The sequence below is a fragment of the Streptomyces sp. NRRL F-5650 genome (genome assembly GCF_000721365.1).
Lineage (GTDB): Bacteria > Actinomycetota > Actinomycetes > Streptomycetales > Streptomycetaceae > Streptomyces > Streptomyces ardesiacus.
Genome location: NZ_JOGV01000013.1, coordinates 48,715 through 67,669, shown reverse-complemented (window position 1 = coordinate 67,669; position 18,955 = coordinate 48,715). Strand labels below are relative to the sequence as shown.

Below are 18,955 nucleotides of genomic sequence, written 5' to 3'. Positions count from 1 at the left end.
GCGGGGTCCGTCCGGCGTGGCGCCGGGCGGAACCGGAGTCACCAGGTGGGCCGGACCGGCCCACCCGGCGCCACGCGCAGCAGACCGTCACGCACCGCACGCACCCCGTCCTCGCCGAGCACCTCGGCCCACTCCCCCACGGCCTCCGCCGCGGCCTCCTCCGCGGCCCGCGTGCAGGCCCACCCCGTCTCGGTCAGCACGACCAGCCGGGCCCGGGCGTCGGCGGGGTGCGGCCGGCGTTCGACGTAGCCCTTGCGGACCAGTTCCTCGACGAGCTGACTGGCCGCCTGCTTGGTCGTCCCGAGGTGCACGGCGAGGTCGGTGACGGTCGCGCCGTCCGGGGCGAGCCGGGCGAAGGCGAAACCGTGCGCGGGCCGCATCCCGTCGAAGCCGCGGGCGACGACCCCCTCGTGGATGCGCCGCGTGAGTCCGCCGGCCGCGGCGAGCAGTGCGGCGGTGAGGGCCATGGCGTCGGAGTTCTGCACGGGGGCATTGAAACACTCTTGACACATTGGTCAAGCGGCTTGACCATAAGGTCGACAGTAATGGTCAAGCTGCTTGACCAGCAGATCGGGAGGAGCCCGCCATGCCCGTAGTCCGCTCGTCCGAAGGCGTCGTCCACGAGATCCACGGCGCGCGTTTCGTGTCGTACGCCGGCCCCCGCACCGGCAGTGAGGAGCTGTGCGCCTGGCGGGGCGAGATTCCGGCGGGCACGAAGGCGCCCGCGCACACCGTGGACCGGGAGGAGGTCTTCCACCTGCTCACCGGCGAGCTGCTGATCACCCTCGACGGCCGCACCGAGCGCGTCGCCGCGGGCGACACGGTGATCATCAACCGCGGGGCGACCCTCGCCGTCGAGAATCCCACCGACCGGACCGCGACCTCCTGGGTCACCACGTCCGTCGGCCTGACGGCGGAGCTGGCCGACGGCACCCGCCTCGCTCCCCCGTGGGCCAACTGACCGGCGGGACCGGGGCTCACGCCGCCAGGGAGCCCGGTATCACCGCCCGCGGGCCGAACTTCGCCCGGGCGCGGTCCGCCACCTCCTCGATCCGGCGGACCTTCTCGTCCACGGGGTCGAAGGTGAGCTGGTGGGATGCCTGTTCGGCGGGGGTGAGGCCCTCGGCGCGCAGGGCGATCACGCGGACCCGGGCGCGCTGGAGGCCGAGCGCCTCGTACAGGTCGTACGCGGTCCGGGTCAGCGCCGCCGAGTGCGCGGTCGGCTCCTTCAGGGTGCGGCTGCGGGTGGTGGCCGACCGGTCGGCGTAGCGGACGGTGAGGGTGAGGGTGCGGCAGACCTTGCCCACGGCGCGCAGCCGGACGCCCAGTTCCCCGGCGGCCGAGAGCAGGGCGCGGCGGTGGCGGTCGGGGTCGAGTTCGTCGTGGTCGAAGGGCCGGTCGGCGGCCAGGGACCGGGAGACGCCGTTGGGGACGACCCGGCCGCGGTCGACGCCCCGGGCCTTCTCGTGCAGTTCGCGGCCGGCCCTCGCGCCGACCAGTCGCTGGAGCGTGGGCAACGGCGCGGCGGCGACCCGGCCGAGGGTGTCCAGGCCGTACTCGCACAGCGTGCGGGCGGTCGCGGTGCCGACGCCGGGGAGCGCGGCGACCGGCTTGCCGGCGAGGAACGCGCGCTCCTCGCCGCCGGGTACCGCGCGGGTCAGCCCCGGCCGGGCGTCGCGCAGGGCCATGCGGGCCAGCATCGGGCCGGGTCCGGCGCCGATCACGCAGTCCACGCCGTACAGCGCGAGGGCGCGGACCCGGATCACCGCGGCCAGTTCCACGGCGTCGCGCCCGAAGTACCGTTCGGCGCCGCGCAGTTCGGCCAGCGCGCCGTCGGGCGGCAGCGCCTCGACGACCGGCGTGAACTCCTCGAGCAGTCCGAGCAGTTCGGGCAGGGCCGCCTCACGCGTCGGCGGTAGCTGGAAACGTACGCAGAGAATCGTCATCCCGCACTCCCCGGACTCTGGTGCCACAACTTCCTTCCGACCGCGGGCCCTTCGCCCGCGGGGCGCAGATCGGCCCAGGGGTGCATCTCGTACCCCGTGGACATGCGGATCTTCCGCTGCTCCATCGGGTCCCGGGCCGCGGAGCCGGCCGGCGCGGGCCGCCCGTCCGAACCGGCGAGGCGGCGGCGCTCCGGACCGCCCCCGGGATCGTCGCCCTCCCGGCTTCCGCCCGCCGCGGCCAGCCGGTCGGCGACGCCCTCCAGGCCCTCCTCCCGGCGCACCTCCAGCAGGTCGGCGAGGTTCCAGGCGGCGGAGCCGACGACGCTGAGGCTGCGCGGGCCGCGCCGCTGCACCACCCCGCGCACCAGCAGCAGCCAGGAGTGGAAGACGGTGTGCGCGCAGGCGTCGTGGGAGTCGTCGAAGAAGGCGAGGTCGACCAGGCCGCTGCCGTCGTCGAGGGTGGAGAAGATGACGCGGCGGCCGGAGCGGACCGGCGGGGTCTGGGTGGCGGCCTTGGCCCCCGCGACCAGCACCGTCTCCCCGTGCCGCGCCTCGCGCAGCCGCTTGGCCGACACCACGCCCAGCTCGCGCAGGAAGGTGCGGTGGTCGTCCATCAGGTTGCGCGAGGCGTCCATGGACAGCACGCCGAGTTCGGCGCTGAGCTTCTCCGCCGAGGTGAGGTCGGGCAGCCCGGCGGAGGCGGTCCTCCGTCCGCCGGACAGGGGGAGCTGGTCGCCGCGTCCGCCCCGGGCGCCGCGGTGCAGTTCGGTCAGGTGCAGTTGCAGGTCGCGGCGGTTGGCGCCGAACGCGTCCAGCGCGCCGACCTGGGCGAGCCGTCCGGCCAGCGGTCTGCTGGGGCGGGCCCGTTCCCAGAAGTCGAGCAGGGAGGCGTAGGGCTGCCCGGCGGCGATGCGTTCCGCCTCGGCCTCGCTGATGCCGTGCACGTCCGAGAGGGCGAGGCGCAGGCCCCACGCGGCGGGCTTCCGTGAACGCGCCCGCCGCGAATCAGACACCAGTTCGATCCTGTGTGCGACCCCCGACTTGTTCACGTCCAGCGGCAGGATCGGCACCCCGCGCCGCCGCGCGTCCGCCAGCAGCAGCCGCTTGGGGTACATGCCGGGGTCGTGGGTGAGCAATCCGGCGTAGAAGGCGGCCGGGTGATGGGCCTTCAGCCACGCCGACTGGTACGTCGGCACCGCGAAGGCGACGGCGTGCGCCTTGCAGAAGCCGTAGCTGCCAAAGGCCTCGACGATCTCCCAGGTCCGCTGGATCGTTTCCGCGTCGTACCCGTTCGCCGTCGCGTGCTGGGCGAACCACACCTTGATCCGCCCCTGCGACTCCGGGTCGGACAGCCCGCGCCGCACCCGGTCCGCCTCGCCGCGTCCGCAGCCGGTCATGATGTCGACGATGTCGATGACCTGCTCGTGGAAGACGACGACCCCGTACGTCCCCGCCAGCGGCTCCGCCAGGTCCTCGTGCGGGTAGCGCACCGGCGCCCGTCCGTGCCGGGCCTCGATGAACGGCCGCACCATGTCGGCGGCGACCGGGCCGGGCCGGAAGAGCGAGATGTCGACGACGAGGTCGTGGAAGGTGGACGGCTGCAGCCGCCCCACCAGGTCCCGCTGGCCCGGCGACTCGATCTGGAAGCAGCCCAGCGTCTCGGCGGACCGGATCATCCGGTACGTCGCCGGGTCGCCCTCGGGCACGGCGTCCAGGTCGACCCGCTCCCCCGTCGCCCGCTCCACCTCGGCGACCGCGTGCGCCATCGCCGACTGCATCCGCACGCCGAGCACGTCCAGCTTGAGCAGCCCGAGGTCCTCCACGTCGTCCTTGTCGAACTGGGCCATCGGGAAGCCCTCCCCGCTGGTCGGCATCACCGGCGTACGGGAGAGCAGGGAGGCGTCGGACAGGAGGACGCCGCAGGGGTGCATGGCGACGCCGCGCGGGAGGGCGTCCAGGCCCTCGACCAGTTCCCAGAGCCTGCCGTACCGTTCCTGCTCCCCCGCCAGTTCCTTCAGCTCGGGCAGTTCCGCCAGCGCCGCGCGGGCGTCGCGGGCGCGGATGTGCGGGAAGGACTTGGCGATCCGGTCGATCTCGGCCGGGTCCATGGACAGGGCGGCGCCCACGTCGCGGACGGCGTGGCGCACCCGGTACGTCTCCGGCATGGCGACGGCGGCGACCCGCTCGGCGCCGAAGCGGCCGATGATCGCGCGGTAGACCTCCAGGCGCCGCGCGGACTCCACGTCGATGTCGATGTCGGGCAGCACGACCCGCTCCCTGGACAGGAACCGCTCCATCAGCAGCCCGTGCTCGACCGGGTCGGCGTGCGCGATGCCGAGCAGGTGGTTGACGAGCGAGCCCGCGCCGGAACCGCGCGCGGCGACCCGGATGCCCATGTGCCGTACGTCGTCCACGACCTGGGCGACGGTGAGGAAGTACGAGGCGAATCCGTGGTGGGCGATGATGTCCAGCTCGTGGTGCATCCGCTCCCAGTACTCCCGGTGACCCGGGCGCCGGTCGTAGCCGCGCCGCACCATGCCCGCCGCCGCCCGGGAGGCGAGCGCCCGCTGGGCGGTGCGCCGGCCGGCGCCGACGAGGTGCGGTTCGGGGAAGTGGACGGCGCCCATGCCGAGGTCGTCCTCGGGATCGACCAGGCACCCGGCGGCCGTGGCCTGCGTCTGCTCCAGCAGGCGGTGGGCGGCCTCGCGCCGGAAGCCCGCGGACTCGACGATCCGCTCGGCGGCGTCCCGCATGGCACCGGCGTCCTTGAGCCAGGCCTCGCCGGAGTCCCGTTCCCCGGTGGCGCCGATCGGGACCAGGCGGCGGGCGGCGTCCAGGACGTCGGCGACCTCGCCCTGACCGGGGTCGGCGTAGCGGACGGCGTTGGAGAGCACCGGCCGGACGCCCTGCTCCGCGGCGAAGCCGACGGTCCGGGAGGCCAGGCGCAGGGAGCCGGGGCCGGTGCCGGTGCGGCCGTGCCAGACGGCCTCCAGGCGCAGGGCGTCGCCGTAGACCTCCCGCCAGGGGGCGAGGAGCCTGGCCGCGCGGTCGGGGCGGCCGGCGGCGAGGGCGCGGCCGACGTCGGAGCCGGGGCCGAGCAGGACGGTCAGGCCGTCGGCGTGGTTGTCGGGCCAGGACAGCAGCGGGGAGCCCTCCGCCGTGTGGGCGGCGGAGACCAGGCGGCACAGGTCGGCCCAGCCGCGGGCGCCGTCGCGGGCGAGGAAGGTCACCCGCGGGGCCGACTCGTCGACGAAGGCGCCGCCGCGCACGGGGGTGCGGCGGCGGTCCCGGCGCACGGAGGTGGCGGTGCGTTCCGCCCCGGGCTCGGGGGCGGCGACCGCCAGCTCCGCGCCGAACAGCGGACGGAGGCCCGCCCTCGCGCAGGCCTTGGCGAAGCGGACCGTGCCCGCGAGGGTGTCGCGGTCGGTGAGGGCGAGGGCGTCCATGCCCCGTTCGACGGCGCGCTCGGCCAGGCGCTCCGGGTGGGAGGCGCCGTAGCGGGCGGAGAACCCGGAGACGGTGTGCAGGTGCGTGAAACCCGGCATCACGCACCTCCCGACTCATGAACAGACGCATGACCACGTATGCCCGAACGCCATTATCGAACGCCTGTTCCCAGCTACTCCACCCACCATACCTCCATCCTCGAATGTGTGTACGACATCCATTCGGCCCCGCCCCACCTGCGCGAACGCGCCCCGACCCGGACTGTGGGGACATGTCACACACACCGGGCCCCCGCACCCGCAGCGGCTCCTTCCTCGGTGAGGTGAAGGACGCCGTCACCCCACGGGCCACCCTGCTCGTGCTCGGCGTGATCGCGCTCCAGCTCCTGTTCATCGCCTCCTACGTGGGGGCGCTGCACCACCCGAAACCGACGGACGTGCCCTTCGGGGTGGCCGCACCCGGCGCGGCCGCCGGACAGACGGCCGGCCAACTGGAGCGGCTGCCCGGCTCCCCGCTGGACCCGCGCACGGTGGCCGACGAGGCGGACGCCCGGGAGCAGATCATGAACCGGGAGATCGACGGCGCCCTGATCGTGAACCCCGAGGGCACGCAGGACACCCTGCTGGTCGCCTCCGGCGGCGGCACCGCCCTCGCCACCAGCCTGGAGCGCCTGGTCGGCCAGGTCGAGCAGTCCGAGGGCCGTACGGTGCGGACCGTCGACGTGGCCCCGGCCTCGCCCCACGACTTCAACGGGCTGTCGTCCTTCTACCTCGTCGTGGGCTGGTGCGTGGGCGGCTACCTGTGCGCCTCGATCCTGGCGATCAGCACCGGCGCCCGGCCGTCCAACCCGCGCCGGGCGGCGATCCGGCTGATCGCGATGGCGCTGGTCGCGATCGTCGGCGGGCTCGGCGGCGCGGTGATCATCGGACCGATCCTGGGCGCGCTGCCCGGCGGCGTGCTGGACCTGTGGGGGCTCGGCGCGCTGATCACCTTCGCGGTGGGCGCCGCGACACTCGCCCTCCAGGGCGTCTTCGGGATCGTCGGCATCGGGCTGGCGATCCTGCTGGTGGTGATCGCCGGCAATCCGAGCGCGGGCGGCGCCTTCCCGCTGCCGCTGCTGCCGCCGTTCTGGAAGGCGATCGGCCCGGCGCTGCCACCGGGGGCCGGCACCTGGGCGGCCCGCTCGATCGCCTACTTCAAGGGGAACGACACGACCGCCGCCCTGCTGGTGCTGTGGGCGTGGGCGGTCCTGGGGTCGGCGATCACGATGCTGGCGGCCGTGCTGCCGCGCCGCGGACGGCGGGAGGCGGAGCCGCCGCCCGCGACGACCGGCTGACCACCGGGGACGCGGACACCCCGCCGGGCCCGGACACACGCGGAACGCCGCGGGACGCAAGCGGGACGCCGCGGGACACACCCGGGACGCACGCGGAAGTCCCGCCCCTCGCGCGCGGGACGGGACTTCACGGTGTGCGGGTGAGGCCGGTCAGCCGATCTGCGTACCGGTGGCCGACAGGGCCTCCGTCACCGGCTGGAAGAAGGTCTCGCCGCCCGAGGTGCAGTCGCCGCTGCCGCCGGAGGTGAGGCCGACGGCCTGGTCGCCCGAGAAGAGCGAGCCGCCGCTGTCGCCGGGCTCGGCGCAGACGTCGGTCTGGATCAGGCCGTTGACGATGTCGCCGTTGCCGTAGTTCACGGTGGCGTCCAGGCCGGTGACCGTGCCGTCGTGCACCTGGGTGGTGGAGCCGCTGCGGGTCACCTGCATGCCGACGGTGGCCTCGGTGGCGCCCGAGATGGCCTGCGAGGAACCGTCGTAGAGGTTCACCTCGCTCGGGTGGTCCACGTCGGCGGTGTACTTGACCAGGCCGTAGTCGTTGTCCGGGAAACTGGACGCCGCGTTCTCGCCGATGACGTTCCCGGAGGAGTCCGACCAGGTCGAGATGGCCTCGGTGCAGTGGCCGGCGGTGATGAAGTACGGCTCGCCGCCCTTGGTCACGTTGAAGCCGAGCGAGCAGCGCCCGCCGCTTCCGGTGATGGCGTCGCCGCCCGCGACGAAGGGCCTGTACTCGCCCTTGGTCCGCTTGAGCTCGGCCTTGGCGCCCAGCCCGTCGACCACCTTGGTCAGCTTGGCCAGTTCGGCCTTGGAGACCGTGCGGTCGGCGGTGACGACGACCTTGTTGGTGGTCGGGTCGGTCGCCCAGGACGTGCCCGGGATGGTCGCGTCCTCGGCGAGGGTGGTGCGCGCGCTCTTGAGGTCGGCGAGCGAGTTCTCGACGATTCTCGCCTTGGCGCCGGCCTCCTCGACGGTCCGCGCGGCCCTCTCGTCGAGCACGTTGACGACCAGGCTCTTGGCCTGCGCGTCGTAGTAGGTGCCCGCCGCGTCGGTGCCGAGGTCGCCGATCAGCGTCGAGGCGAGCTTTCCGGCCGCCGTGACCGACAGGGTCTCGGGCGCGGCCGTCGTGGCCTCGCTCGCGTTGGCGGTCTGGAAGGTGACTCCGGCCGCGACCAGTGCGGTGATGCCCGCACCCACTACGGCGATCCGTCGCCGGGGTATGCGTCGGTGCTTCAACTCACGTCCTCCTGTGGGGGGTCGGTCCACGAGGTTGTGGGGACCCCGTGAACCGGAAGGCTGGTTGACGATCGTTAACTCTTCCGATTCCACAGGCCGCGCACAAGGTCGACTTCAGGACGTGCGCACGACAACTCCAGTGTGGTCACACGGCCTTCACCGTTCCGTGGCCGTCTCCCCCGGTTCCGGACACGGCCGAGCCCCCGCACACCGCTTCGGTGTACGGGGGCTCGTCGAACGGTGAGCGACCGAACGGGCCGACGGCCTAGTAGACGCTGACCCCGTAGGCGCTCAGGGCCTCCGTCACCGGCTGGAAGAAGGTCGTGCCGCCGGAGGAGCAGTCGCCGCTGCCGCCGGAGGTCAGACCGTACGCGGTGCCGTTGCTGCCGTAGAGCGGGCCGCCGGAGTCGCCGGGCTCGGCGCAGACCGTGGTCTGGATCAGCCCGGAGACGATGTCGCCGCCGCCGTAGTTGACGGTGGCGTTCAGGGCGGTGACCCGGCCGCTGTGGGTGCCGGTGGTGGAGCCGTCGCGGATGACGGTGGTGCCCACGCTCGGGGTGGCCGCACGGGTGATGTCCACGCCGCCCGCGGTGCCGGGCTTGCTCACCGACGTGTTGGTGTACCGGACGATGCCGTAGTCGTTGCCCGGGAAGCTGGATCCGGCCGTGGTGCCCAGCACGGTGGAGTGCCCGGAGTTGGACCACCAGGTGCCGGCGCCGTCGGTGCAGTGACCGGCGGTCAGGAAGTACTCGGCGCCGCTGCTGTTGCGGACGTTGAAGCCGAGGGAGCAGCGCCAACTGCTCGCGTAGATGGCGTCGCCGCCCTCGATGAGCTTGTTGAACGTGCCGGGGGTGCGCTTGATCGTGAGCGCGCCGGCCTTGTCGCCGGCCTGCTCCTTGATCTTCGCGATCTCGGCCTGGGAGACGGTGCTGTCGACGGTGAGCAGCACCCGGCCGGACTTGCTGTCGACGGCCCAGGCGGTGCCCGGGACGTCGGCCTTGAGCACCGCGTTGCCGGCGCTGCTCAGCTCGGCGGCACTGAAGGTGGCCGGGGTGGGTGCCGCGCTGGCGCTGGGGATCGCGACGGCTGCGGCGGCCACGAGGCCGGTGGATACGGCGATCAGCCGAGTCCGTCTCGTGATGCCGCTGCGGGGGGTGGTGCGCTTGATCCTCACTTTTCGTTCCTCCACAGGGGAAGTCGGGGGCCCCTCTCGTGGGGTTGGGGGCCCGTGAGGCGCAGCCAGGAACGGACCTCCGGGGTTCCCGATGGTCGTGCCCCTGACAAGCGCTGAGGTTGGAGTATTCGGCCGAACGACCGGTCGGCGCAAGGGTGCCTTTCGGCCGTCAAGCTTTGAACGACCTTTACCCGACCCCGCTCAACACCCGTGGGCTCTCAGCGCAGTTCGCGCTCCCCCGCCTCGATGCGGGCCGTCAGGGTGTTCCCCGGCGGCGGAAAGGGGCAGACGAAGTGGCCGGCGAACGCGCACGGCGGCAGCAGCGCGCGGTTGAGGTCGACCGTCGTACGCCCCTCGGCGTCCGGCGCGGCCGGGCGCAGGAAACGGAAGCGGTAACTGGTGCTGCCGCTGGTGGCGTCGGCGAAGACCGCCCACAGCGAGCCGTCGTCCTCGACGCTCACCTGGAGCGTGTGCTCCCGCCCGTCCAGTTCGAAGGCCAACTCCCCGTCGAGCGTCAGCCCGCGCTCCCGGCCGTCCGCGTTCGCCACCCGCACCCGGCGCCGCCCGGCGCCGTACGGGGTGAAGCGCCCCGGCACCGACCAGCGCGGGTCGTACGGCGTGGCCGCGATGCCGCTGAACGCCCTCCGCGCGGGGGCGGCGGGGTCGAAGTCGCGCACGCCCCACAGGCCCTCGCGGACCAGGACGACCAGCCGCCGCTCGCCGCGGGCCACCCGGGCCGCGCCCGCCGGTCCCGGGTCGGCCGTGAGCCGCGCCCGGCCGTCCAGGGGCCGCCCGTCCACGGTGAGCCCGTCCGCCGCGGCGGCCGTCAGCAGCACCGCGTCGCCGTCCGCCGTCCACCGCCCGGGGATGTCCGGAAGTCGCCCGTCCGGATGGTCCTCCAGCCAGTGCGTGCCGGTGAGCGCGAGCGGCCCGTGGGGCGCCGCGACCGTGGCGACGCGCTGCTCGTGCCACCGCCGCCACGCGCCGGACTCGTCGTCGTATGCGCCGCCGGGTGCGCCGGGTGCCGTCCTCGTCATGGCTCAAGCCTGCCGTACCGGCTCGGCCAGTCCGAGGTGGGAGCGCAGGGTGCCGCCCTCGTAGGCGGTGCGGAACGCGCCCCGTTCCTGGAGCAGCGGGACCACCCGGTCCACGAACTCGTCCAGCCCGCCCGGGGTCAGGTGCGGTACGAGGATGAAGCCGTCGGCGGCGTCCCGTGCCACGAACTCCGTCAGCTCCGCGGCCACCTCCTCGGGCGTGCCCACGAAGGACTGCCGGGCGCTCGCCTCGATCACCGTCTGCCGGATGGACAGTCCCCGCTCCTGCGCCAGGGCCCGCCACTTCTCGGCGGTCGCGAGGCTGTCGCCGTGCCGGGTCCGCCCCTGGCTGAGCTGCGGGTCGGCCACCGGGTCCACGTCGGGCAGCGGTCCGTCGGGGTCGTACCCGGACAGGTCGACGCCCCAGACCTGCTCCAGCGTGAGCAGCGCGGTCTGCGGCGAGACCTGCTGCCACCGGATCTCCTCGGCCCGCTCCCGCGCCTCGGCGGAGGTGTCCCCGAGGACGACGGTGACCCCGGGCATGATCTTGAGGTCGCCGGGGCTGCGGCCGTACGCCGCCAGGCGGCGTTTCACGTCGGCGTAGAAGGCGCGTCCCGCCTCGAGGGTGCCGTGCCGGGTGAAGATCACGTCCGCCGAGGAGGCGGCGAACTCCCGGCCCTCGTCGGAGTCGCCCGCCTGGATCACCACCGGGTGCCCCTGCGGGGAGCGGGGCAGGGTGAACTCGCCCGCGATGTCGAAGTGCCGGCCGTGGTGGGCGAAGGGGCGGGGAGTGCCGTCGGGGGCCCAGGAGTCCCACAGCGTCCGCGCCGCGGCCACGAACTCGGCGGCGCGGGTGTACCGCTCGGACCGGTCCAGGTAGCCGCCGCGCCGGAAGTTCTCGCCGGTGAAGGCGTCGGAGGAGGTCACCACGTTCCAGGCGGCCCGGCCGCCGCTGAGGTGGTCCAGGGTGGCGAACCGGCGGGCGAGTTCGTAGGGCTCGTTGAAGGTGGCGTTGACCGTGGCGGCCAGTCCGAGGCGCCCGGTGACGGCGGCGAGCGCGTTCAGGACGGTCAGGGACTCGGGGCGGCCGACCACGTCCAGGTCGTGGATGCGGCCCTTGTGCTCGCGCAGGCGCAGCCCCTCGGCGAGGAAGAAGAAGTCGAACAGGCCGCGTTCGGCGGTGCGCGCGAGGTGCTCGAAGGAGGCGAAGTCGATCTGCGAGCCCGAGCGCGGATCGGCCCAGACGGTGGTGTTGTTGACGCCGGGGAAGTGCGCGGCGAGGTGCATCCGTTTCGGCTGCCCCGGCTTCCGCTGTGCCGGTGTGGGGTGCGGCGGTGCGGGCTGCGGCGGTTTCGGTCCGGTCATGACGCTCCCTGTGTGACGGCGTACTGGTTGGCGGGCCGGGTCAGGCCCAGGTGGTCCCGGAGCGTGCTGCCCGGGTAGAAGGTGCGGAACAGTCCCCGGTGCTGGAGCAGGGACACGGTGCCGTTGACGAGGCGTTCCAGGTCCCGGTGCGGGTCGACCGGCGTCAGGTGGAAGCCGTCGACGGTGCCGTCCCGGTGCCAGGAGACGATCAGTTCGGCCAGGTCGACGGGGCCGCCGCGGTACAGCGGGCCGTGCGGGGTGACGCGGGGGCCGCCTCCGCCGTGGCCGGGGTCGGCCGCGTACTCGCCGTCGCCGAGGTCGACGTCCAGGGCGGCGAGGACCCGCAGGTCGTCCGGGTCGCGGCCGTGCGCCGCGGCGGCCGCCCGCAGCTCGGCCCGCGCGGCGGCGGCCCGGGCGGGCAGCGCGGTGCGCACCAGGGCGACGTCGGCGTACCGGGCCGCCACCGCCCGTGCGGCCCGGCCGGTCGCCTCGACCACGCGCACGGGGTGCCCCTGCGGGGGCCGCGGCACGATCGAGGGGCCCTTGACGGAGAAGGCGGAACCGGTGAAGTCGACGTGGTGGAGCTTGTCCCGGTCGATGAAGCGGCCGGTGGCCGCGTCCCGGATCTCGGCGTCGTCCTCCCAGCTGTCCCACAGCCGTGCTGCCACGTCGGCGACCTCGCCGGCCTCCTGCCAGAGCACGTCGGCGGGCGCGGCGTCGCGGCGGCCGAAGAGGCGTGCCTCGCCCTCGGTGGTGGACACGTCGATCCGCCAGCCCGCCCGGCCGCGGCTGACCCAGTCGAGGGTCGCCACCGCCGCCTGGACGTGGAAGGGCTCGGTGTGGGTGGTGGTGACGGTGGGGACCAGGCCGACGCGGCGCGTGAGGGGCGCCAGCCGGGACAGGACGGCGAGCGCGTCGGGGCCGGGGCGGGCGAAGCCGTCGTGCAGGGTCACGAAGTCGAGCGCGCCGCGTTCGGCGAGCCGGGCGGCGGCCGCGTACGCCTCGGCGTCGTGGCCCGAGCGCCGGTCCAGTGCGGCGGCCAGGTGCAGCCGCCCGCTGCCGTGCGAGGAGGTCATGCGGAATCGTCCCTTTCTGTCTGCTCGGTGCGCTCAGTGCGCTCGGTTCGCTCTGTGCGCTCGGTGCGCTCGGTGCGCTCGGTGCGCGTCAACAGCCCTGCCGTCACAGGACCTTGGAGAGGAAGGCCCGGGTGCGCTCGTGCCGCGGGCGGTCCAGCACGTCGCCGGGCGGCCCCTGTTCGACGATGCGTCCGTCGTCCATGAAGACCACCGTGTCGGCGACCTCGCGGGCGAAGCCGATCTCGTGCGTGACGACGATCATGGTGGTGCCCTGGCGGGCCAGGTCCCCGATGACGTCGAGCACCTCGCCGACCAGCTCGGGGTCGAGCGCGGACGTCGGCTCGTCGAACAGGAGCAGCCGCGGCTCCAGGGCGAGCGCCCGCGCGATGGCCACCCGCTGCTGCTGCCCGCCGGAGAGCTGCCGGGGAAAGGCACCGGCCCGGTCCGCGAGCCCCACCCGCTCCAGCAGCCGCCGGGCCGTGTCGACGGCCTCGCGGCGCGGGCGTTTCAGCGCGGAGACCGGGGCCTCGGTGATGTTCTCCAGCACGGTCAGGTGCGGGAAGAGATGGAAGTCCTGGAAGACGAAGCCGATCCTCGTGCGCTGTCTCAGCACCTCGCGCTCGGGCAGTTCGCGCAGCCGGTCGCCGCTGCGCCGGTAGCCGATGAGGTCACCGTCCACGCTGATCAGGCCGCGGTCCACCTTCTCCAGGTGGTTGACGGTGCGCAGCAGCGTCGACTTGCCGGAACCGGAGGGGCCGAGGACCACGGTCACCTCACCGGCGCGCACGGTGAGGTCGATGCCCTTGAGCACCTGGAGCGGGCCGAAGCTCTTGTGCACGTCCCTGATGTCGACCATGACGTCCGTGTCGCTGCCGGTGCTCATCGCGGGGACTCCTCGAGCAGGGGGTGGGGGTGGCCGGACGCCCCGGGCTGTCCGGGGGTCCGCAGGAAGGTCAGTACGGCCCGCGCGGTGGCGTCGTTCTGCCGGAAGGCGACGCCACCGGTACGGGGCCGGGTGAACGCGCCCGAACCGCGCGCGTCGGTGTGCGGGCCGAGCGCGAACCGCCGCGGGTGCGGCCGTCCGGCCCGGTCCAGCACCCGCCCGTCGGTGCGGTCCACGGCCAGCAGTCCGTCCGGCGTCGCGGCGGCGCCGTCGGCGTGCAGCGCGCGCAGCAGCGGATCGCGGGCGCGTTCCACCGTGGGGTGCGGCAGCCGGGCCTCGACCAGTGCCCGGGCCTCCACGGCGGCGCCCGGCACGGTGGTGCTCGTCGCCCGGAAGACCCCGTCCCGGGCGGTGACCGTCGTCCCGGCGCCCAGGAAGCGGACGACGCCGGCCCGGGACAGGGCGAGCAGTTGCCGCAGCCGGGGGCCGGGCGGACCGGAGGCCAGGAGGCTGAAGAAGCCGTGCCACCAGCCGCCGACGTCGCCGAGCCGGACGAGCTGTCCGTACACGGAGAGCAGGGCGAGGAAGACCGCCAGGTCGGGGCTGTGCGCCGGGTCGTGCCGACGCCGCAGGTCGGCCTCGACGTACCGGCGCAGCCCGTCCTGGAGCTGTGCGTGCGAGCCGTACCGCACGGCGTCCAGGGGCCGGTCGAGGGCGGCCAGGTCGAGCCGGTCGGCCGGGTCGGGCACGGCGGCGGCGACGAGGGCCGCCCGCTCGTCCGGGCCGGCCGCGGCATACCGCGCCTCGAAGCCGGCCCGGTCGGTGCACACCCGTTCCGGGTGGGCGGTGAACAGGCGGTGGTAGTGGGCGAAGCCCAGTTCCTTCTCCACCAGCGGCCACACGTCGCGCCGGAAGTCGAAGCCGTCCGGCCGGGCGAGCAGCGCCTCGGTCTCCGCCGGCCCGAAGAACCTCGGCAGCGGCGGCCGTTCTCCGGTCCAGTCGTAGCCGATCTTCGCGTGGTACGGCACTCCGCGCCGCGAGCCGGCCCAGAGCACCGGCTCCCGTCCGGAGGGTATGTAGGTGTCCCCGGCGTACCGCCCTCCCCTGCCCTCGGTCAGCAGCACCATCAGGTCCACGAAGGCCAGCCCGAGTCCGCGCACGAGGACCGGTTCCCCGGGGCGCAGCACGGACAGGTCGCTGTCGGCGGTGAAGTCCGGCGGTAGGTGGACGAGGCCGTGCGCCCGGGCGTACGCCGACAACTCCCGCTGCTCGTCGTCGGGTTCGGCGTCGAGGTGGCCGAGGGTGAGGACGACCAGGTCGGCGGCGAGCGGGGTGTCCCGGCCCTCCAGCCACACCCGCTGGCGCTCCTCGCCCGAACCCTCCACCCGCAGCGCGCGGCGCGCGTGGTGGTACACGACGGCGTTCGGGGGCAGCCCCGCCACGGCGCGCTGGTACACCCAGCGCAGGTAGGTGCCCTGGGTCCGCCGGTCGGCGAAGGTGCGGCCGTCCAGGGCCGCCCACTCGTGCAGGGTGGGCCCGGGCCGTACCGGGCCGGCCATGTCGACCGTGTCGTCGGTGAACATGGTGACGTCCTCGGCGTGCGAGTTCATCCACAGCAGCGGGGACTGCCGGTCGCGCCAGACCCGTCCGGCGCCCGGCGGATGCGGGTCCACGAGGTGGATGTCGAGGCCGCGGCCGTCGTACAGCTCGGGGGCGTTGGCGGCGACGCGCTCGAGCAGTCCGGTGCCGCGCGGTCCGGCGCCGACGACGACCAGGGAGGCCCGGGTGTCCTGCGCGGGGCGGGTCACCGGGTCCGCTCCGTGCCGCGGGCGTAGTGCTTCTCGACGTAGTACTGGCCGATGCCGAGCAGCGAGGTGACCGCGGTGTACCAGAGGGTGGCCACCATCAGCATCGGGATGACCTGGTAGGTGCGGTGGTAGACGAGCTGCACCGAGTAGAGCAGGTCCTGCACGGCGATGACGCTGACGATGGAGGTGCCCTTGAGGGTGCCGATCAGCATGTTCCCGGCCGGCGGCACGATGGCGCGCATGGCCTGCGGCAGGACGATCCGCCGCCACCGGCGCCACCGGCTCAGGCCGAGCGCCTGCGCGGCCTCGACCTGGCCGCGGTCGACGGACAGGATGCCGCCGCGCACCACCTCGGCGGCGTACGCGGCCTCGTGCAGGGTCAGGCCGATGACCGCGACGGTGACCGGGCCGAGCAGGTCGACCGTCTTCACGCCGAGGACCCGCGGGTACAGGGCGCCGATGTTGAACCAGAGCAGTAGCTGGACCAGGATCGGTATCGACCGGAACAGCCACACGTAGCCCCAGCTCACGGCGCGCAGCACGGGGTTGGCGGAGAGCCGGAACGCGGCGAGCAGGGTGCCCAGCGCGAAGCCGAGCACCATGACGACGGCGGTGAGCCAGAGGGTGAGCCACAGTCCGCGCAGGACGGAGTCGGAGGTGAACCAGTCGGCGACGACGTCCCACTGGAAGGCGTCGTTGCGCAGCACGGAGTTGACGGCGAGGGCGAGCAGGACGAGCACGGCCGCGGCGGCCGTCCACTGGCCGAGGTGGCGTTGCGGGACGATCCGCGGGAGGTCGGGCCGGTCCGGGCTCTGCGGCACGGCGGCGGACTTGGCGAGGGTGTCGGAGGTCATGCGAAGGCTCCGTGACATCGAGTCAGTCGGACACGGTGGGTGGTGCCTTCACACGGCCGAGCCCCTCAGCATGGCCGTGCGCCGAGAGTACGGGGGTGTTTCCGTCCGCTGTCAAGGCTGTCCACACTGTGAGCCGCACATCTCAACGCGTTGACGCGGAACCCGATGCCTGTTCCACTTGGCCCATGCATCCGCAGCAGTGGCTGGTCACGCGCTCCCACATCGACTTCGGTCGAGTGTGGTCCTGTTCCTGTTGAGCCGACGCCCTGCCTGCCCCGGTCGCGTGATCGCCTGATCGCCTGATCCCGTCGGGGTTTTCTCGGGTCCGCCCGCCGCCGGCCCGCCTTCACACGCGCACGCACCCCTCCCCTCGCGCCGCCGTCCCACGCCTTCGCTCTCAGGAGACCACTGACGATGCGTACGCCCTCGCGCGCCCGAAAACGCCTGCTGCTCCCCTCCGCCCTGGTGGCCTGCGCCGCCCTGCTGCTCACCGCGTGCGGATCCGGTGACCCCGCCACGGACGTCGCGGGTGCGGCGGCGGGTTCCGGCGCGGTCCCCACCACGGACGTCGTCTCCGGCGTCCGGCGCAACGCGGACGCCGTGCGCCTGCTGCCGCCGGGCACCGGGGAACTCACCCTCGCCGTCAGCGTCGGCGGCACCCCGCCGGGCACCACCTATCTGTCCGACGGCAAGACGCTGACCGGCCAGGACGTCGACTTCGCACACGCCGTCGCCAAGGCGCTGGGCCTCACCCTCAAAACCGAGCAGGCATCCTTCGAGGCGATCCTGCCGGCCCTGGACAGCGGCAAGTACGACGTCGGTGCCAGCAACTTCGGGGTGACCGAGGAGCGGCGCAGGACCATCGACTTCGTCACCTACATCAACGACGGCCAGGGCTTCGCCGCCCGGGAGGACAGCGACCTGTCCGAGGTGACCGACCTCCGGCGACTGTGCGGCCTGAAGGTGGCGACCGGCGCCGGCACCACCTTCGAGGCCACGCTGGAGGAGAGCCGTCACCTGTGCACGGACGCGGGCGACGAGGCGTACACGGTGCAGACGTACAGCGAGCCCGGTGCGCTGTGGTCCTCGCTCCAGCAGGGGCGCAGCGACGTCGTGATGTCGACCATCAACGGCCTGCGCTACGCGGTCGCCCACCAGCAGGGCCTGAAGTTCCTGAACGAGTTCCACCGCCTGGACGTCGGCTTCGCCCTCAAGAAGGGCTCCGCGCTGGCGCCCGCCCTGCGGGCCGCGGTGAACGGGCTGATCGCCGACGGGACGTACGCCCGCATCCTGAAGAAGTGGGGCACGACGGAGTCGGCGATAGCGAAGTCGGAGATCTCACCGCCGGAGCTGAAGGACTGACGGGCCGGCAGGGGCCGAACCGACGGGGCCGGGCCGACGGCGCCTCAGCAACTGCAGCCGCAGTCGCAGCCGTCGCAGCCGCAGTCGCACCCGTCGCCGCCGCAGCAGTTGTTGCAGCAGTCACAGCACTCGCAGCAGTCACCGCAGTTGCCGCAGTCGCACTGGGAGCAGAGCCCGTCCCTGCGCTGCCTGCTCCAGGGGTCCTCGAACGTGCCGCAGCACATCTGGCAGGTGCAGGCGAGCCCGAGCCACACCGCGCAGCCCGCGAGCAGCCCGCGCCGGTCGCGCCGCGGCGGCTCGGGGGGCGTCGGCCCGCCGGGGCCGCCGGGCGCGCCCGGGGTGCTGCCGGGAGGGGCGTACGGATGGCTCCCGTGGGCGCACGAGAGGGTGCCGAACGCGCGGTCCACGGAGGCGCCCAGCTCGTGCACGAGCAGCCGGTGCACGAGCCGCCCGTCGGTGAACTCGGCCTCCCGCAGGGCCAGCCGCACCCCGCGCACGGCGTCGTCGGCCAGCCGCCGGGCCTCGGTGAGCGGTGTGCCGGTGGCGGTGAGCGGGTTCCAGGCGCCGCAGGCGGCGTCGGCCTCCCGGTCCTCCACGGCGTCCAGGAGGTGGGCGAGCCGGCCGAAGAGCCGCCCGGCCTCGGCGAGCGGAGCGGCGTTGGCCGGCCGCCCGGCGAGGTACGCGGTGTGCGCGAACGCGGCGGCGGTCGCGGTCTCGGTCGGCTCGGTGACCGTGAGCAGCGGCGTGCCGGGCCCCGCGAGCGCCTCGATGCCGCCCTGCCGGTCCACGGCGTCCACCAGGACGGCGGTGTCGAATCCGACGGCGCTGCCACCGCGTGCGCCCGCCGCGTCCCAGCCGCCGGCGATCCGGCGGGCGGCGAGCGCCACCGGCCGTCGGGCCAGCAGTCCGTCCCCGTCGGCGACGTGGTCGCGCACCTTGGCCGAGGCCAGCACCAGGGAGACGGCCGCGGCGAGCCGGGCGCCCTCGCCGTGCGCGACGGACGCGGTCCGCATCCCGCGCAGCGGGCAGGGGCCCGCGGTGCGACGTCCGGCGCCGGAGCCGCCCGGCGCGGCCTGAGCCTCCGTCAAAACCGATATGAGCAGTCCGTCATAGTTCGTCACGATCCGTGCGAACTGTCCGTGGTCCTTGCGCAGCGCGAGGCACAACCCGCACAAATGAGCCATCCACTGGCTCGCGAGGCTCTCTCCGAGCCGGTGCCTGCACGGCCTGACGATTCCGAACACGACGCTCCCCCGTGGTTGGTACGACGCTGAGCTGCGGCATCGTACCGACCACCGCCTTCACCCGTACGCGCCCGTCCTCACCCGTGTGCCGTGAAGAATCATATTTCACTCACGGTCAGCACCCGTTTGGGAAACGACCCTTGGGACACAAGGACTCTCGACGGATCGGCTGTGCACCAGTACCGTCACAAACCCC

The 18,955-nt window shown here is 73.9% G+C and carries 15 protein-coding genes; 3 read left to right on the top strand and 12 right to left on the bottom strand.

What is annotated here, in order from left to right:
* Positions 1-38: 38 nt before the first annotated feature.
* Positions 39-485, bottom strand: a complete 447-nt coding sequence (locus tag IG88_RS0115055; RefSeq protein ID WP_031040333.1) for a MarR family winged helix-turn-helix transcriptional regulator — start codon at positions 483-485, stop codon at positions 39-41.
* Positions 486-586: 101 nt separating this feature from the next.
* Between IG88_RS0115055 and IG88_RS0115050 the strand changes: the two genes are divergently transcribed.
* On the top strand, positions 587-961 hold the full coding sequence (locus IG88_RS0115050) for a cupin domain-containing protein (RefSeq protein ID WP_031040331.1): 375 nt from the start codon (positions 587-589) through the stop codon (positions 959-961).
* Between the two features lie 16 nt (positions 962-977).
* Here IG88_RS0115050 and IG88_RS0115045 read toward each other — a convergent pair whose 3' ends face one another.
* Together IG88_RS0115045 and IG88_RS0115040 are read right to left on the bottom strand one after the other, a co-directional pair.
* Positions 978-1,946: a DNA polymerase Y family protein gene (locus IG88_RS0115045; RefSeq protein ID WP_031040328.1), complete on the bottom strand. Its 969-nt coding sequence runs from the start codon at positions 1,944-1,946 to the stop codon at positions 978-980.
* Positions 1,943-5,491: a DNA polymerase III subunit alpha gene (locus IG88_RS0115040; RefSeq protein ID WP_031040324.1), complete on the bottom strand. Its 3,549-nt coding sequence runs from the start codon at positions 5,489-5,491 to the stop codon at positions 1,943-1,945. Before IG88_RS0115040 ends, IG88_RS0115045 begins: the two co-directional genes overlap by 4 nt.
* Before the next feature lie 173 nt (positions 5,492-5,664).
* Here IG88_RS0115040 and IG88_RS0115035 point away from each other — a divergent pair, with 173 nt between their 5' ends.
* Positions 5,665-6,729 (top strand): DUF3533 domain-containing protein, encoded by a 1,065-nt coding sequence (locus tag IG88_RS0115035; protein ID WP_031040319.1) that lies wholly within the window; start codon positions 5,665-5,667, stop codon positions 6,727-6,729.
* Positions 6,730-6,879: 150 nt separating this feature from the next.
* Here the strand turns inward: IG88_RS0115035 and IG88_RS0115030 are convergent, their stop codons facing one another.
* From IG88_RS0115030 to IG88_RS0114995, 8 genes are all read right to left on the bottom strand, one after another.
* A complete protein-coding gene (locus IG88_RS0115030) occupies positions 6,880-7,959 on the bottom strand; it encodes a S1 family peptidase (RefSeq protein ID WP_031040317.1) in 1,080 nt (359 codons plus the stop codon).
* A gap of 265 nt (positions 7,960-8,224) precedes the next feature.
* The gene (locus IG88_RS0115025) at positions 8,225-9,133 is read right to left on the bottom strand and encodes a S1 family peptidase (RefSeq protein WP_031040314.1); all 909 of its coding nucleotides are present in this window, start codon (positions 9,131-9,133) and stop codon (positions 8,225-8,227) included.
* A gap of 218 nt (positions 9,134-9,351) precedes the next feature.
* The gene (locus IG88_RS0115020) at positions 9,352-10,170 is read right to left on the bottom strand and encodes a DUF1684 domain-containing protein (RefSeq protein WP_031040311.1); all 819 of its coding nucleotides are present in this window, start codon (positions 10,168-10,170) and stop codon (positions 9,352-9,354) included.
* 3 nt (positions 10,171-10,173) lie between these two features.
* Positions 10,174-11,454 carry an NtaA/DmoA family FMN-dependent monooxygenase gene (locus IG88_RS0115015; protein WP_031040308.1) on the bottom strand — a complete coding sequence of 427 codons (1,281 nt, stop codon included), beginning with the start codon at positions 11,452-11,454 and terminating at the stop codon, positions 10,174-10,176.
* A 74-nt stretch (positions 11,455-11,528) separates the two neighbouring features.
* Positions 11,529-12,608, bottom strand: coding sequence for an LLM class flavin-dependent oxidoreductase (locus tag IG88_RS0115010; protein ID WP_031040302.1), 1,080 nt, complete (start codon positions 12,606-12,608; stop codon positions 11,529-11,531).
* Positions 12,609-12,711: 103 nt separating this feature from the next.
* Positions 12,712-13,491 carry an amino acid ABC transporter ATP-binding protein gene (locus IG88_RS0115005; RefSeq protein WP_031040298.1) on the bottom strand — a complete coding sequence of 260 codons (780 nt, stop codon included), beginning with the start codon at positions 13,489-13,491 and terminating at the stop codon, positions 12,712-12,714.
* Positions 13,488-15,299: an FAD/NAD(P)-binding protein gene (locus IG88_RS0115000; protein WP_234332153.1), complete on the bottom strand. Its 1,812-nt coding sequence runs from the start codon at positions 15,297-15,299 to the stop codon at positions 13,488-13,490. Before IG88_RS0115000 ends, IG88_RS0115005 begins: the two co-directional genes overlap by 4 nt.
* The gene (locus IG88_RS0114995) at positions 15,296-16,153 is read right to left on the bottom strand and encodes an amino acid ABC transporter permease (protein ID WP_031040280.1); all 858 of its coding nucleotides are present in this window, start codon (positions 16,151-16,153) and stop codon (positions 15,296-15,298) included. The genes IG88_RS0115000 and IG88_RS0114995 overlap by 4 nt, the downstream gene beginning before the upstream one ends.
* 414 nt (positions 16,154-16,567) lie before the next feature.
* Here IG88_RS0114995 and IG88_RS0114990 point away from each other — a divergent pair, with 414 nt between their 5' ends.
* On the top strand, positions 16,568-17,515 hold the full coding sequence (locus IG88_RS0114990) for an ABC transporter substrate-binding protein (protein ID WP_031040277.1): 948 nt from the start codon (positions 16,568-16,570) through the stop codon (positions 17,513-17,515).
* A 44-nt stretch (positions 17,516-17,559) separates the two neighbouring features.
* Here the strand turns inward: IG88_RS0114990 and IG88_RS0114985 are convergent, their stop codons facing one another.
* Entirely contained in the window at positions 17,560-18,759 is a 1,200-nt protein-coding gene (locus tag IG88_RS0114985; protein ID WP_031040274.1) for a DUF5685 family protein, read from the bottom strand.
* Positions 18,760-18,955 lie beyond the last annotated feature (196 nt).